This window comes from Chitinophaga horti, from assembly GCF_022867795.2.
Classification (GTDB): domain Bacteria; phylum Bacteroidota; class Bacteroidia; order Chitinophagales; family Chitinophagaceae; genus Chitinophaga; species Chitinophaga horti.
This window is the reverse complement of the sequence record NZ_CP107006.1, coordinates 212589-226806: the sequence shown is the minus strand read 5'-3', so window position 1 is coordinate 226806 and position 14218 is coordinate 212589. Positions and strand designations below refer to the sequence as shown.

15 protein-coding genes are annotated in these 14218 nt (G+C 51.9%); 9 read left to right on the top strand and 6 right to left on the bottom strand.

Annotation, left to right across the window (positions count from 1 at the left end; genetic code table 11):
• Positions 1–195: 195 nt before the first annotated feature.
• The 5 genes from MKQ68_RS00985 to MKQ68_RS00965 all read left to right on the top strand — a co-directional run bounded on the left by MKQ68_RS00985 (position 196) and on the right by MKQ68_RS00965 (position 6329).
• Positions 196–696, top strand: a complete 501-nt coding sequence (locus tag MKQ68_RS00985; protein WP_264281707.1) for a T9SS type A sorting domain-containing protein — start codon at positions 196–198, stop codon at positions 694–696.
• Between the two features lie 19 nt (positions 697–715).
• Positions 716–1885 carry a type IX secretion system outer membrane channel protein PorV gene (gene porV / locus MKQ68_RS00980; RefSeq protein WP_264281706.1) on the top strand — a complete coding sequence of 390 codons (1170 nt, stop codon included), beginning with the start codon at positions 716–718 and terminating at the stop codon, positions 1883–1885.
• 26 nt (positions 1886–1911) lie between these two features.
• Positions 1912–2334 (top strand): hypothetical protein, encoded by a 423-nt coding sequence (locus MKQ68_RS00975; RefSeq protein WP_264281705.1) that lies wholly within the window; start codon positions 1912–1914, stop codon positions 2332–2334.
• 13 nt (positions 2335–2347) lie between these two features.
• Positions 2348–5317, top strand: coding sequence for a beta strand repeat-containing protein (locus MKQ68_RS00970; protein ID WP_264281704.1), 2970 nt, complete (start codon positions 2348–2350; stop codon positions 5315–5317).
• A gap of 151 nt (positions 5318–5468) precedes the next feature.
• Positions 5469–6329: an alpha/beta fold hydrolase gene (locus MKQ68_RS00965; protein ID WP_244837307.1), complete on the top strand. Its 861-nt coding sequence runs from the start codon at positions 5469–5471 to the stop codon at positions 6327–6329.
• 65 nt (positions 6330–6394) lie between these two features.
• On the opposite strand, the gene rpsG is transcribed toward MKQ68_RS00965, so the two are convergent.
• From rpsG to MKQ68_RS00945, 4 genes are all read right to left on the bottom strand, one after another.
• The gene (rpsG, locus tag MKQ68_RS00960) at positions 6395–6862 is read right to left on the bottom strand and encodes a 30S ribosomal protein S7 (RefSeq protein WP_244837308.1); all 468 of its coding nucleotides are present in this window, start codon (positions 6860–6862) and stop codon (positions 6395–6397) included.
• 31 nt (positions 6863–6893) lie between these two features.
• Positions 6894–7274, bottom strand: coding sequence for a 30S ribosomal protein S12 (gene rpsL / locus MKQ68_RS00955; protein ID WP_027318727.1), 381 nt, complete (start codon positions 7272–7274; stop codon positions 6894–6896).
• 149 nt (positions 7275–7423) lie between these two features.
• Positions 7424–7732, bottom strand: a complete 309-nt coding sequence (locus MKQ68_RS00950; protein WP_244837310.1) for a hypothetical protein — start codon at positions 7730–7732, stop codon at positions 7424–7426.
• Positions 7733–7802: 70 nt separating this feature from the next.
• The gene (locus MKQ68_RS00945) at positions 7803–8918 is read right to left on the bottom strand and encodes a branched-chain amino acid aminotransferase (protein WP_264281703.1); all 1116 of its coding nucleotides are present in this window, start codon (positions 8916–8918) and stop codon (positions 7803–7805) included.
• Between the two features lie 121 nt (positions 8919–9039).
• Here MKQ68_RS00945 and MKQ68_RS00940 point away from each other — a divergent pair, with 121 nt between their 5' ends.
• The 4 genes from MKQ68_RS00940 to MKQ68_RS00925 are packed head-to-tail and all read left to right on the top strand — an operon-like array spanning position 9040 to position 11163.
• Positions 9040–9534 (top strand): hypothetical protein, encoded by a 495-nt coding sequence (locus MKQ68_RS00940; RefSeq protein WP_264281702.1) that lies wholly within the window; start codon positions 9040–9042, stop codon positions 9532–9534.
• A gap of 5 nt (positions 9535–9539) precedes the next feature.
• The gene (rdgB, locus tag MKQ68_RS00935) at positions 9540–10115 is read left to right on the top strand and encodes an RdgB/HAM1 family non-canonical purine NTP pyrophosphatase (protein WP_264281701.1); all 576 of its coding nucleotides are present in this window, start codon (positions 9540–9542) and stop codon (positions 10113–10115) included.
• A 9-nt stretch (positions 10116–10124) separates the two neighbouring features.
• On the top strand, positions 10125–10556 hold the full coding sequence (locus MKQ68_RS00930) for an acyl-CoA thioesterase (RefSeq protein WP_244837314.1): 432 nt from the start codon (positions 10125–10127) through the stop codon (positions 10554–10556).
• A gap of 16 nt (positions 10557–10572) precedes the next feature.
• Positions 10573–11163: a nitroreductase family protein gene (locus MKQ68_RS00925; RefSeq protein ID WP_264281700.1), complete on the top strand. Its 591-nt coding sequence runs from the start codon at positions 10573–10575 to the stop codon at positions 11161–11163.
• 535 nt (positions 11164–11698) lie between these two features.
• Here MKQ68_RS00925 and MKQ68_RS00920 read toward each other — a convergent pair.
• Entirely contained in the window at positions 11699–12622 is a 924-nt protein-coding gene (locus MKQ68_RS00920; RefSeq protein ID WP_264281699.1) for a glycerophosphodiester phosphodiesterase, read from the bottom strand.
• Positions 12623–12631: 9 nt separating this feature from the next.
• On the bottom strand, positions 12632–14122 hold the full coding sequence (locus MKQ68_RS00915) for a calcineurin-like phosphoesterase family protein (protein WP_264281698.1): 1491 nt from the start codon (positions 14120–14122) through the stop codon (positions 12632–12634).
• Positions 14123–14218: the final 96 nt, after the last annotated feature.

The following is a 14218-nucleotide window of genomic DNA, read 5'->3' as shown; positions in this document are numbered from 1 at the left end:
AAACCAAAAAACATATGAAACCAGTTTTACACCTGCTATCTGCGCGGCCACCGCGTAAGCCTCCACCTTTATAACGAATTACTCCCCGTAGGGCATTTCATGCCATGTACCAACGTACCCTCCCAGGCACGTAATGGCTTTGCTATGCCCCTACCCGAGTGCACACTGTTTCTAAATCCCACAATTTCAATCATCATGAAAAAAACCTTTACCAGGTACCTCTTATTTGCAGGATTTGCCCTGTTGCTAAGCCTGCCTGCCCGGTCGCAGATCCTCGTAAGACAGGTGAATAGCCCGGCTGGCGGTAGTGCCACGGCAGGCAACGTATCCTTCGAATACACCATCGGGGAAGTCGCTGTTTTGACCCTTGCCAATGGCGACATGTTAACAGAAGGCTTCAACCAGCCGGAAGTGATCCCCCACCCCGGACAGGGCGTGAACCCGCTGATCAATGCCATTATCTTCCCGAACCCTGCCGTGGCGAACGTGAAGATCCAGTTCGACCTGCTGGCCGCCGCCAACATCCAGATGCTGTTCATTAACAGCGCCGGACAGGTGGTGTACCAGGAAGCGCGACGCTACGCACAGGGCAAAATCCTCATTACGCTGCCCGTCAACCGCTTCGCTGCCGGCATTTACACGGTGATGCTGAAAGCAGGCGGACATGTGTTCATGGACAAATTGATCGTCCAGTAACTCCTTCAAACCAAAACTCATGAAAAAGTACATCATACCCTTCGCGCTTTGCAGCGGCATACTGCTTCCCGCAGTACAGGTGCAGGCGCAAAAGCAGCAGGAAAAGCCACCCAGCGTAGGTGCGTCTTTCCTGCAGATCAACCCCGATGCGCGCACCAGCGGCATGGGCGATGCGCCTACCGGCGTGGAACCAGATGCTAACGCTTTGTTTCACAACGCTGCCAAGATCGTATTCGCCGGCGACTGGGGGGTAAGTGCCTCCTACTCGCCCTGGATGTGGGAGCTGAATCCCGGGAGCTCAAACACCGCGCTCTTTTACCTGGCAGGCTTCAAAAACTTCGGCGAAAAAGAAGGTATCGGCGTTTCCATGAAATATTTCCACCATGGGGAAGTGACCTTTCGCGACGACAACGGCGCCATGATGCAGCAATACAAACCAAAGGAATTCGCCATTGATGCGAGTTATGCCCGTAAGTTAAGCAACCACCTGGCACTTGCTATTTCGCTCCGGTATATTCGCAGCGACCTTGGTAGCGGTACTTTTAACGGCCTGCAACAAAAGCCTGCACAGGCGGGTGCCGGCGACATTGGCCTCTATTACCAGAGCCACGCCAATCACATCGACTTCAACAACCGCTATAGCTGGGGCGTAAGCTTTACCAATATCGGTAACAAACTGAAATACACCGACGATGCGCAGCGCAAAACCTTTTTGCCTATGAACCTGCGTATTGGCGGCGGCTACAGCTTTGTGAATACCACGGATCATATGTTTACCCTCGCAGCAGAGGTGAACAAACTGCTCGTCCCCACCCCGCCCCGCTATGTGGAGGACATCAACGGTGTGCCTACCAATGAAATCGCCGAAGGTAAAGATCCGGACCGCGGTATTGCGGAAGCCCTGTTCTCTTCCCTGTGGGATGCGCCAGATGGCTTTCGCGAGGAGATCCGGGAGTTTACGGCTTCGGGCGGACTGGAATACGCTTACCAGCACCAGTTCTTCGTACGCGCCGGCTACTTCCGCGAACATCCGAACAAAGGGCACCGGCAACACTTTGCCGCAGGCATTGGCGCCAGGATCAAAACGATCCAGTTCGATCTCGCTTACCTGATGCCGACCGACAACAGCCAGTTCAGGCGTAAAACATTGAAGTTTAGCCTGCTGTACACACTTTCACCGGAAAAATAACGCTACTCACCTGTAAATAACTGTATATGAAACAAGTATTCATGCTCCTGGCGCTGCTGACAATCGGCGCCTTCGGTGCACACGCCCAGCAAAGCGGCCGCCAGTCTACCAAATACACCTTGTTCCCCGACTTCGATAAAGACGTTCAGCGACTGAAGGCCGAGAAGGAAAAGAACACCCGGCAGGCCGCCCCGGCAGCCGCCAAAACGCCCAGGCAGCAAATCTTCACCGACTATAAGCCACAATCCGCTGCGCCCAAAAACAGCATGAAAAAAGTGCAGCCACAGGGTGGTAGTAAAATGCTTTCCGCTACGGCCGCTCCTCAAATGGACGAAGCCACCCGCGCTAAAATGCAGCCAGTGAAAATGGAAATTCCTACGCAAGGCAGCGAAGAGCCAGCCACACCACAGCAACCGGTAAAATCCCCTAAAACCATCAAACAACAGTAAACCGAATATCACCATGAAAAAAGTTATATACCTCTTTTGTCTTCTCCTGGCCGCCCAATATGCGCATGCGCAGAGCGGCCTCACGGGCACCAACTACCAGGCCGTGGCGCGTAACGCTAATGGCACAGTGTACGCTAACCAGGCCATCCAGGTAAGGTTCTCCGTTCTCGGTGGTGCAGCCAACGGCCCAGTGCAATACCAGGAAACGCATAATGCTAACACGAACCAGTTGGGCCTCTTCAGCCTGCAGATCGGTCGTGGTACGCCAGTGTCCGGCACCTATGCGGCCGTTCCCTGGGCAAATGCTAACCAGTTCCTGAAAGTAGAAGTGGCCATCGGCGGTGGCTCCTTTGTAGAATTAGGCACCAGCCAGTTATTAAGCGTGCCTTTCGCGCTGTATGCAGCGAACGGCAACCCTGGCCCTGCTGGCCCTGCCGGCCCGGAAGGTCCGCAGGGTGCTGATGGTGCGCCCGGTGCAAACGGTAACAACGGCGCGCCCGGTGCTCCTGGCCCTGCCGGCCCCGCTGGTCCTGTTGGCCCGGTTGGCCCTGCTGGTCCTGCAGGCCCTGCCGGTGCACCCGGTGCGAATGGAGCAAACGGCCTTCCTGGTCCTGCCGGCCCTGCTGGTCCCGCGGGCCCTGTTGGTCCTGCCGGCCCTGCCGGCATACAAGGCCCTCCCGGCGACCTGAACGCGGCAGCAGCCGGTGGCGACCTGAGTGGCAACTATCCTAATCCGACCGTTGCCCGCATCCAGGGTGTTGCGGTAAATGCTACCCCCCCGGTGCTTGACCAGGTGTTGAAATTCAACGGTACCGACTGGGTACCTGCTTCCCTGCCAGGTGGCGGTGGTAGTATCACATTGCCCTACATTACAATCGAGAATAATCCTTCTACCCTGTTCTCTATCACCAACCAGGGCGATGGAACATCGATCGAGGGCATTAACAATACGACTACTTCCAGCATTGCAGCCGTACGTGGTATCGTGAACAGCACTGCGCCGGGTGGATTTTCGTCTGCCGTACGAGGTATCAACAACGGTACCGGCGGTTTGGGAATTGGCGTGTGGGGCTCACAGGCTGGCAGCGGCTGGGGTGTTTACGGCGTTACGCCGAACGGCCTGGGCGTATACGGTAATTCGTCGGCCAACGGTTACGGCGTTTTTGCGAACAGCAACTCGGGCATCGGCCTTAATGCAACGAGCGTCAACGGCATTGCCGCCAATATTTCGATTAACAACAATGCCAATAATAATTCGGTGTTAACAGCCAACACAGTTGGTAATGGTACAGTAATCAACGTGAGCACCAGTGGTAATGGAGCAGGTATACTGTCATCTGCCGGTGCAGGCTTCGGTGTGCATGGCATTACCAGCGCACAGACCAGCGCCGGCATCGTGGGCGACAACAATGGCGCCGGTGAAGCGATCGTTGGTCGTACAACTTCTGACATTGCCGGTGCAGTAGTAGGACGTAATGATGGTGGCGGTTACGGTGTGAGGGGCTTCGTTGCCACCAACACCACCGGTACGTCCATTGGTGTATTCGGCCAGGTAGGCCTCAATGGCGGTGAAGGTCGTGCAGGTCGTTTTGAGAACACCAACCAGGATAATACACTCGGTAACACCCTGGAAGTAGAAACCAATGGTAACGGTAATATTCCGGACAATACCCTCGGTAACGCGGCATCCTTCTTAGTTGACAACACTAACAGTGTGGCTGCAGGCGTACGTTCGGAAGTGAAAACCATCTTCGGCAACTTTGGTGCTGCCGGTGTATTCGGCGTATCATCCGGTACGGGCGGCTTTGCCGGCCTGTTCCATGCATCCAACCCTTCTGGTAATGGCCGTGCGCTGGTGGCGCTCACTGATGGTAACGGTAATGCCATTACCGCTAACGCCGGTAAAGACGGCAACGCGGTGGAAGCCAACATAGACGGGGCCGGTACTGCGCTGTATGCATGGGTCCCTACCTTCGCCACAGGTCGTGCAGGCAGGTTTGAGATTTTTAACGAAGACAATGAGAACAGTGTAATATCTGTAAAAACAGTAGGTAACGGTACTGCGGGCAATTTCATTGTAGATCGCACGACTGGCACCTCTCCGGCTATAAAAGGAGAGGTAAACTCTATTTTCGCCAACTTCGGCACTGCCGGCGTATTCGGTGAATCATCGGGTACAGGCGGTTATGCCGGACTGTTCTATTCTTCTAACCCCGCAGGTAACGGTCCTGCTTTGCTGGCACTCACAGAAGGTGCCGGCAACGGTATTACTGCGAACGCGGGTGGCAATGGCGACGGTATCGAAGCCAGTTGTGATGGTACAGGCAATGCTGTTTCCGGTTTCATTCCCAATTTCGGATCAGGTAAAGCAGGCAGGTTCGCCAACTTTAACAATGCCAACGCGCAACCCGTAGTGCACATCACCACTACAGGTACTGGTAGCGGTATGTTGGTCAACCATCAAGGGCCAAGCGGCAATGTGGCAGTTTTCCAAAGCGCCAGCACTAACGTAGCACGTATCAACAAAGCAGGCCGCGGTTTCTTTAATGGCGGTACCCAAAACAGCGGTGCCGACGTGGCAGAAGCATTTGATGTAGAGGGATCTATTTCCGCCTACGAAGCCGGCGATGTGCTGGTAATCTCCACTACGACCGACCGTATGGTAGAAAAATCTTCCGAACCTTATTCTACCCTGGTGGCAGGCGTGTACGCTACCAAACCGGGTGTACTGTTAACGGAAGAAGATATCGACACCAACATCGACGATAAAGCCCCGATGGGTGTAGTAGGTGTAATTCCCACCAAAGTTTGTATGGAAGGCGGCCCGATCAAACGTGGCGACATGCTGGTAACTTCCAGCAAAGCAGGTTATGCGATGAAAGCCGATCCTGATAAAGTAAAACCTGGCCAGGTGCTTGGTAAAGCTTTGCAGGAACACCTCTCCGGTGAGGGAAAGATCAAAGTACTTGTAAACGTCAAATAATAGTTCAATAGATGTACTGCGGCCGGCACTGCAGTACGGTTTCGACGTTTTAATTATGGTTGTACTTAGCGAAGCCCGCTTTCCAGCGGGCTTCTGCTATTATATCCATTGCTGGCCTGTTAATTGCACCATTCCCGGAAAATTATCCAATATGACCCGCCAGATCGCTAACAAGACTGTTAAGGTAAACGGTATTGACATCTTTTACCGCGAAGCTGGTGACCGTAGTAACCCGGCACTACTGCTGCTGCACGGGTTCCCGTCGTCATCGGTACTGTTCAAAAGCCTGATGACGGCATTGTCCGATAAATATTACCTGGTGGCGCCCGACTATCCAGGGTTTGGCTTTAGCGAGTTCCCCGATCAAGATAGATTCGACTACACGTTCGACAATATCGCAGCGCACATGGACGGCTTCACTGATGCGATCAACCTCACTTCTTTCACCATTTACCTGCACGACTATGGCTGCCCGATCGGCCTGCGCATCTGTGTGAACCGGCCGGATAAGATGGAGCGGATCATTGTGCAGAACGGGAATGCATACGAAGAAGGTATTGGTCCGCAGTGGGACGAGATCAAGGCATATTGGGAACATCCTACTCCCGAAGGCAAGGTTAAAAACTACGCGTTTCTTAGTGAGGACGGTGTCAAAACCCAGTATTTCGCGGGTACGCCGGATGACCACGTGGCTAATATCAGCCCGGAGTCATGGCGGCTGGAGTGGGAGTTGATGCAGCGGCCGGGCAATATGGACATGCAATATGTGCTGAACTGTGATTTCCCATCGAACTTTGCGATGTTCCCGGTTTTCCAGGAGTACTTCAGGCAATACCAGCCGCCGGCGCTGGTGATATGGGGTAAAAACGAGATCTACTTCAGCGTGGAAGAGGCGCATTGTTACCAGCGCGACCTGCCGGATGTGGAAGTGCATCTGCTCGACGGGGGACATATGTTACTGGAAACCCACTTCGATGAGGTGTACACGCTGATACGTGACTTTCTAAAATAAAAAGGCAAACGCTCCGTAAGGAACGTTTGCCATAGTTATATGCTGTAGAGCCGGGGCTCTTACTACTAAACTCTGAAGTGAGAGAAGGCTTTGTTCGCCTCAGCCATACGGTGAGTATCTTCTTTCTTTTTGAAAGCAGCACCTTCACCTTTGCTAGCTGCAACGATTTCGTTCGCCAGTTTCTCAGCCATGCTCTTACCATTTCTGTCACCAGCGTAGCGGATCAGCCATTTCATGGACAGGGAAATTTTCCTGTCGGCACGAACTTCTGCAGGAATCTGGAAAGTTGCACCACCGATACGACGGCTTCTAACTTCAACAGCAGGTGTTACATTCACCAACGCTCTTTTCCAAATTTCGTAACCATTTTCGTTAGTCATTTGGCTAACGCGGTCGATCGCATCGTAGAAAATCCTGTAAGCGATAGATTTTTTACCTTGTTCCATGATGTTGTTCACGAAACGGGTTACTTGTTTGTCGCCAAATTTAGGATCTGGAGCCAGCGGTAATTTTTTCGCAGCTTGCTTTCTCATTTATTGAAAAATTTCAACTAGTTATTGTTAATTATTTTTTAGCCTTTTCCTTTTTAGTACCATATTTGGAACGGCTCTGCTTCCTGTCTTTCACACCAGCAGTATCCAGGGAACCACGAACGATGTGGTAACGTACACCTGGAAGGTCTTTTACCCTACCACCACGGATCAGTACGATGGAGTGCTCCTGCAGGTTGTGACCTTCACCCGGGATATAGGCAATCACCTCTATCTTGTTGGTCAAACGAACCTTGGCCACCTTACGCAAAGCGGAGTTAGGCTTCTTAGGCGTGGTAGTGTACACACGGGTACATACGCCACGGCGCTGAGGACAGGCATCCAACGCTCTGGACTTGGATTTGGCCCGGATAATTTCTCTTCCTTTTCTTACTAATTGTTGTATAGTAGGCATTCTTACCTATGTTTTTTTTCGTCTGTTTACAATTACTTCCAAATTCCCCACATAGGGATTTTGGGAGGGCAAAGGTAAGACTATATGTTTATAATTACAAAATTGTTCTCTATTTTTTTCTCCAGAGGCAGTTTTCCACATCTCCGGTACTACAGCAGTTCTGCCACTATCTGGCTCCACTCCTCCTGCAGGCTCACCTTTGGAAGGCTTCGGCCAGCCCTGGAGTACCAGTAAGCGGCATTTCCCAGGTCGCCTTCTTTCCGATGAAGGTAAGCATGGATATAAGATCCAGTGCTGCCTGCCATTTCCTGGGCGATGTCGTGTGCCATGTCCCAGTCCCCTTTTCCATCCCACCACATAGCGGTTAACGCCGGTTGTAAACCGTGCGGAGGTTCAGCGGACTGCAAAGATGCGATAAATTCCGGTAAAGTCATGCCCGAAAGATAGGAAGTTTCCATTTTTCCTGCAAAAAACAAGGCCAGGCATCGCTGCCTGGCCTATGTATAGCTAAAACACATAACAACTATCCTATAATATAGCAGGCACCTGGAAGTTCCACCCCCGCACATCCTCCACCTTACCGGTGCGGATCGCATCGAGGCGACGGATCACTTCCGCACCTACTTCATATTTCGTCGTATCCAAACGGATGCTTTTATCTTTATAGTCCAGCTTTTCTACATATGCCACGCTGGAGGCGGTGCCTGTACCGAACACTTCCCGCAGGGTACCGGCTTCGTAGGCTGCCACTACTTCCTCAATAGAAATAGGCCGCTCTTCCACCGTCAATCCCATCTCCTCTAATAAGGTCATTACACTGGCGCGGGTTACACCGGCCAGGATGGTGCCCTGGGTAAGATCGGGGGTGATGGCAGTGTTGCCGATAATGGTAAATACGTTCATGGTACCACATTCCTGCAGGTATTTGTGCTCTAAGCCATCTACCCAAAGAATCTGATCATAGCCCTGTTTGCGCGCCTGCATGGTAGGCTGCATGGTGCCACCGTAGTTACCGGCCGCCTTGGCATATCCCACACCACCCGGAAATGCGCGGATGTATTTATCCTGCACCAGCAGGTGAATAGGTTTATTAAAGTAAGGGCCTGACGGACTGTTAATGATCATAAAGCGGTACGTGTCGGACGGACGAACGCCAATGAACTCATCCGCAGCGATCATAAACGGACGCAGGTAAAAGGAGCAACCTTCGTTGGAAGGCACCCAGTCACGGTCGAGGTCGATCAGCATAGACATACCTCCGATGAACAGCCACTCGGGCACATCGGGCATCCCCATCCTGTCGGCGGATATATTAAAACGATTATAGTTATCGTGTGGACGGAAGATCATGGGATTACCTTCCTGGTCCTTATAAGCCTTGATGCCCTCAAAGATTGCCTGCCCGTAATGCCAGGCAGCGTTAGAAGGACTTACGGAAATATGCCCGAAAGGCAGGATTTGTGCATTATGCCATTCCTTACCATCAAAATCGGCCACCAGCATGTGGTCGGCATACTTCTTTCCGAAAACCAGGTTGTTAAAGTCCACTTCACCTACGCGGCTTTGTGTCGTCCTGGTCACTTTTATCTTCTTTAACGCTTCTTCCATTAACGTCGATTTTGCGGGGTAATCTGCAATCATCATGGTTTATCGGTTTTATCTCAATATTTTTACACTTTCCGGATCATTACCCGTTTAAATGATCTGCAAATAAACTGATTTTTCCCCAGCCGGGGCGTTCGCATAACCAATTAACAACATATATATGAGCCTTTCCTCGGTGCAACTGGACCCATACCTGCTGGCTAAAATGTATACCCAGCCTATTATTCCGGAAGAAAAGCAGGCAGGGCCGGTGGTGCAAAAAGAGCTGCCTAAAGTGAAATATTTAGGCGAAAATCAAAAAAACATACTGCTGCTCATACAAAATGAAAATGATGCGTATTTAAACGACGAATCATTCAATCTGCTCACCAATATATTAAACGCATGTAAGCTGGGCATGCAGGACGTGGCACTGGCAAATGTAGCTCACTATACTGCATTATCACTGGCAGACTGGCAAAAGGTAATCCCGTTTTCCCGCTGTGTGATCTTCGGTATTGGTCCCGACCAGCTGGCCGTAGAAGCACCAGTGTACCAGCTGACCACGTTCGGCGAGGTAACCGCCCTGTTCTCGCACGACCTCAGTTTTATCGGGTCGGACAAAACATTGAAAGGGCGTTTGTGGGTCGGACTTCAGAAACTATTTAATATATAAAAGGAATGGAATTAGTCTTTGCGACCAATAACGACAACAAGGTAAAGGAGATCCGTGCCGTACTGGGTGATGAATTTGAGATCATTACGCTGAAGGAGTCGGGCATCGATATCGACATACCTGAGCCGCATGATACACTTGAAGAGAATGCAAGGGAAAAGTCGACCGTGATCTTTAAAATGACAGGTAAAAGCTGCTTTTCGGAAGATACTGGTCTCGAAATCGACGCGCTTAACGGGGAACCCGGTGTACTGTCGGCCCGTTATGCCGGTGAACAGAAGGAATCTGCGGATAATATAAAGAAGGTGCTCGCCAATATGCAGGGCGTTACGAATCGCCAGGCACGTTTCCGTACCGTGATCTCTTTAATATTGAACGGGGAAGAACACCAGTTCGAAGGCATCTGTGAAGGCGAGATACTGGATAGCACTACCGGCGGCAAAGGTTTCGGGTACGACCCGATCTTTAAACCAACGGGCGCCGACCGCTCCTTCGCACAGATGGAGACACACGAAAAAAACGGTTATAGCCACCGTGCAAAGGCTTTTAGGAAGCTGGTGGCATTTCTGCAGGCACATTAATTAAGACACATGGCAAGAGTTAAGATCGCAATACCCGAACACTTTACATTTTCTACACAGATCCCTGTTCGCATACAGGACGTGAATTATGGCGGCCACGTAGGCAACGACGCCATCCTTTCCATCATGCACGAAGCCCGCCTGCAATTCCTCGGCAATATTGGTTGTACCGAGCTGGATGCATACGGCGTAGGTATGATCATGTCTGACGTGGCGATCGTATATAAAGGCGAAGGCTTTCGCGGGGATGTATTCCTCGTGGAAGTAACGGCAGATGAACTCAGCCCTTTCGGGTTCGACCTGGTATATCGCCTGAGTACGGAGCGGGAAGGCAAAAAGCATCCCATTGCTGAAGGCAAAACCGGGATGATCTGCTTCGATTACGGACAGCGCAAAGTAACGCGCCTGCCGGAAGCATTGAAAGCAAAATTGATAGGATAACGAGAAAAAGCATAAGATGACAACATTTACAGAACAACCTGCTTACCTGAAGCACGTGATCACTCACCGTCGCACGGTAAAGCCACAAAGCATGAACGGGCAACAGATCCCGAACGAGAAAATACAGGAACTGCTGCAACTGGCCGACTGGGCCCCTACCCACGCTTATACGGAACCCTGGTTCTTTTACGTATTCGCCGGCGATAAGGTAAAACAGTTCTGCCAGGATCACGCCGAGCTGTATAAGAAAGTACGCGGCGAAGCGTATGTACCAGGCACTTACGACAAGCTGGCCACTATGGGCGACACGGCTTCGCACGTAATCATTTCGTGCATGCGCCGCGGTGCCAACCCGAACATCCCCGAACTGGAGGAAATCGCTTCCGCCGCTGCTGCCACGCAAAACCTGCTGCTGGGGGCCGCTTCCGAAGGCATTTCTGCTTACTGGGGTTCGGGCGGTATGGCCTACCACCCTTCGATGAAGGAATACCTGGGCCTGCGCGAGGAAGACAAAGTACTGGGCGTGATCTATTTCGGCTATTCCGACATCACCCTCGCTCCCGGCAAACGCACCATCCCGCTGGAGCAAAAGATCAAGTGGATGTAAATCGACTTATAATACTGCTTAACCGGGCATCCTCCAGCTGGATGCCCGGTTTTCTTTTTTATGGAGCCGGCTTTTGTTTCTTTGATCAGCCCCCGTTGTGTCACTCACTTGTACGGCAGTTTCGCTTTTCGGCGAAGCGGCAGCGCGTTCATCCGTCACGAGCGCGAGCGAAGTGAAGCCATCATCGTGCGCGGTGTTCGCACAAGCCTGTAAGGCGGTTCCCGTTTCTGGCCGTAGCGGAAAAATGGTAAAATATCATCACTCCCCAATCAATCATTCCCTCTCTACTCCTCCTGAAAAGCCCCGCCCCTACTACACCTCGCCCGATTCCACGTGCATTCCGGGGTAAAACCCTGCTGCTCAACCATCACCCAACCATCACTGAACCATCACCCAACCATCCCTTCTCCTCTAGAACCGGAGGCGAAAAGGCTACTGAAAAGCGCGAAGTATTGGATAATCCTGATGGAATATTGCCTTAAACGAAATCGGCCAGCCTACCTGGCCAGCCGATTAGCTTGAGTGTTAGTGTGTGTTAAAAACCGGCTTCCGCAAATAGGTTGGGGTAGTCGGTGATGATGCCGTCTACGCCGAGTTGCTTCAGGCGGATGATCTCTGCCTTTTCGTTGACTGTCCAGGGTACGAGTTTTATGCCGGCGGCTTTGCAGGCTTTTACCATATCGGCATCTACCATCGTGTAGTAGGGACTGAGGGCAAAAGGCGTAAAGCCAAGTTCGGCGATGTATTCGCCGAGGGACTTTTTGGCGGTGGCGGCAACCAGGTAGCTGGTTTTAATGGCCGGGTGTTGCTTGTGTAATACCTGCAACGTGCGCCTGTCGAACGACTGGATGACTGTACGGTCCGTAACGCCTTGCTGGTCCACCACTTTCACCAGCAAATCCACGAACTCCTGTGGAGCGGGGTGCAGCTGGTTATCGGTAGCGGGCTGGCATTTGGTTTCGATGTTATACCAAACCGGCTTTACACCTTTCTCCTTCGCGTAGGCTTCGGAAGCGGCGATAAGATCGGCGAGCAGGGGTTTATGTACGGCCATCTTCTGCTGCTCAGGGAAACCAGGGTTGCCCTTGGCGCCTACGTCGAAACGTTTGATCTCGTCGTAGGTCATCTTATAGAGGGCGTACTGCTTTTCCTCCGCCTTGGTGAACGACTTGCCATCCGGCGTAGTGGTGATGAGGTGGTTGAAGTACGGGTCGTGCGATACGATCACCTGTTTATCCCTGGAGATGGCAGCATCCATTTCTAAAGTGGTGGCACCGACGTCGATGGCCTTTTTCATGGCCGGGATAGTATTTTCGGGCATGAGGCCGCGGCTGCCGCGGTGGCCTTCCTTATCGAAAGCAGGGAAGGCGACGTCAGTCTGCGTGGTGGCCTTTTTAGGCGAGGTGCAGGCGGCGATGAGGAGACAGGCGGCCAATACTCCTTTAATAGCGTTCTTCATATGGCTTTATTACTTTTTAGGCTGTTTACCGGTGGCACCCAGCTCTAGCGTTTGTGTATATACAGTGCCGAAACGATCGGTTGCGGTAACGGTGATCGCCTGGGTGTTGATCGCTACATTGGCCCTGAATAAGTGGTCGGTGGCGTTAGGCTCCACAAACTTACGCTTCACCGGCATGCCGGCACCTTTGTACAGTTTTACTGCCAGCGGATCAAAACCAACGAAACGGTTCATAGCACCGAGCGACTTACCGTCGGCCGACAGTTCTACTTTCCACTCCGGATCATAATTCCACACGTTGGCGATGATGTTGGTGGGATCAATTTCGTCCTGGAAAATGCTGATCTGGTAATCTTTCGGTTTACCTACTCCTTTATAATACCATTTCAGTTCGTCTCCCTTCACTTCGTACACACCATAACCGCTGGGCGTACCGTCTTCGCAGATGGAGCCGGTCCACCAGGCACCGCACACTGCGCCATGCACGTGTTCAAACACGCCTTCGTTGATCACGTTTTCGTTGAAGTGGGTGTGACCACTCATGATGTGTGCTTTATAATTTTTCAGCAGTGCGTACAGTTTGTCGCGGTTCTCTGTAACAGAGCCGGTACCGGGCGCTTCGTAGCCCCTGCGTTTCCAGACTTCGTTGTACACTGGAATGTGCACGCTGAGGATCACCAGGCTGCCGGGCTTCACCGTAGCGAGGTCTTTCGCCAGCCAGTCCAGCTGCTCGTCCGTAATCATTCCCTTGTACTCGCGCTCTTTACCGAGGTAATACACGTTATCGAGCACAACATAGTGTGCCTTGCCGCGATTGAAGGAGTAATAGGTTGGGCCGAATACTTTTTTAAACGTGCGGTCACTGGTTTCATCGCCACCCTGGCGGTAGTCCTGGTCGTGGTTACCAATCACCTGGAAGAAGGGAACGCCTGTCATACCGGCGGCCTGGATGTATTCGTCGAACAGGTCGTGCTCGTCCCAAACCAGATCGCCGCAGCCGATGCCGTGCCACAGCGTGTCGGCGGGATAACTTTTGATCAGGTCGCGGGTATCGGGCGCCGATTCGGTGAGCAGTTGTTGTGTATCCTGCTGATTTTTGATCTGCGGGTCGGCCCACACGATGAAGTTATGTTCGTTGTCGTTTTTTGTAAGTGGTGTTAAAGCGAAGTCGAAGCTTTGTGCATCTTTCGGTTCGAGGGGCTGGTAATAAGCCGCCATGCCTTCTTTACTTACCGGTATGGCGTAACCGGCGGGCACGCTGATGAACACGAAGCCTGCCTTTTCGCTGGCAGTAAAAGCGAAACGGCCTTTGGCGTCGGTTTTTACTACGGAGAAGCCGTCGCTCACAACTACATCTTTCAGCGCTTTACCTTTCGCGGTGACTTTACCGGTTACTTTGGTAGCGCGACCACCCACGATCGCTGAATAAGCTTTGTCTGCTCCTGTAAGTATACCTGCACCTAATAAGGAAGTGAGGTAAAGAAAATTACGCCTGTGCATATGAAGAAATTAGGCCGCAAAAATAGCGGGTGGCTATTTAGCGGCGATGTACGTCGTGTTATGAAATCACTAAGTTTCGGGAATGTTTAAAAATCG

What these genes read in the sequence shown, in the direction of transcription:
- rpsG (WP_244837308.1), bottom strand. Translation starts at nt 6,862, where the DNA reads ATGAGAAAGCAAGCTGCGAAAAAATTACCGCTGGCTCCAGATCCTAAA.
- rdgB (WP_264281701.1), top strand. Translation starts at nt 9,540, where the DNA reads ATGGAATTAGTCTTTGCGACCAATAACGACAACAAGGTAAAGGAGATC.
- MKQ68_RS00925 (WP_264281700.1), top strand. Translation starts at nt 10,573, where the DNA reads ATGACAACATTTACAGAACAACCTGCTTACCTGAAGCACGTGATCACT.
- MKQ68_RS00930 (WP_244837314.1), top strand. Translation starts at nt 10,125, where the DNA reads ATGGCAAGAGTTAAGATCGCAATACCCGAACACTTTACATTTTCTACA.
- porV (WP_264281706.1), top strand. Translation starts at nt 716, where the DNA reads ATGAAAAAGTACATCATACCCTTCGCGCTTTGCAGCGGCATACTGCTT.
- MKQ68_RS00945 (WP_264281703.1), bottom strand. Translation starts at nt 8,918, where the DNA reads ATGATGATTGCAGATTACCCCGCAAAATCGACGTTAATGGAAGAAGCG.
- MKQ68_RS00940 (WP_264281702.1), top strand. Translation starts at nt 9,040, where the DNA reads ATGAGCCTTTCCTCGGTGCAACTGGACCCATACCTGCTGGCTAAAATG.
- MKQ68_RS00970 (WP_264281704.1), top strand. Translation starts at nt 2,348, where the DNA reads ATGAAAAAAGTTATATACCTCTTTTGTCTTCTCCTGGCCGCCCAATAT.
- MKQ68_RS00950 (WP_244837310.1), bottom strand. Translation starts at nt 7,732, where the DNA reads ATGGAAACTTCCTATCTTTCGGGCATGACTTTACCGGAATTTATCGCA.
- MKQ68_RS00965 (WP_244837307.1), top strand. Translation starts at nt 5,469, where the DNA reads ATGACCCGCCAGATCGCTAACAAGACTGTTAAGGTAAACGGTATTGAC.
- rpsL (WP_027318727.1), bottom strand. Translation starts at nt 7,274, where the DNA reads ATGCCTACTATACAACAATTAGTAAGAAAAGGAAGAGAAATTATCCGG.
- MKQ68_RS00985 (WP_264281707.1), top strand. Translation starts at nt 196, where the DNA reads ATGAAAAAAACCTTTACCAGGTACCTCTTATTTGCAGGATTTGCCCTG.
- MKQ68_RS00920 (WP_264281699.1), bottom strand. Translation starts at nt 12,622, where the DNA reads ATGAAGAACGCTATTAAAGGAGTATTGGCCGCCTGTCTCCTCATCGCC.
- MKQ68_RS00975 (WP_264281705.1), top strand. Translation starts at nt 1,912, where the DNA reads ATGAAACAAGTATTCATGCTCCTGGCGCTGCTGACAATCGGCGCCTTC.
- MKQ68_RS00915 (WP_264281698.1), bottom strand. Translation starts at nt 14,122, where the DNA reads ATGCACAGGCGTAATTTTCTTTACCTCACTTCCTTATTAGGTGCAGGT.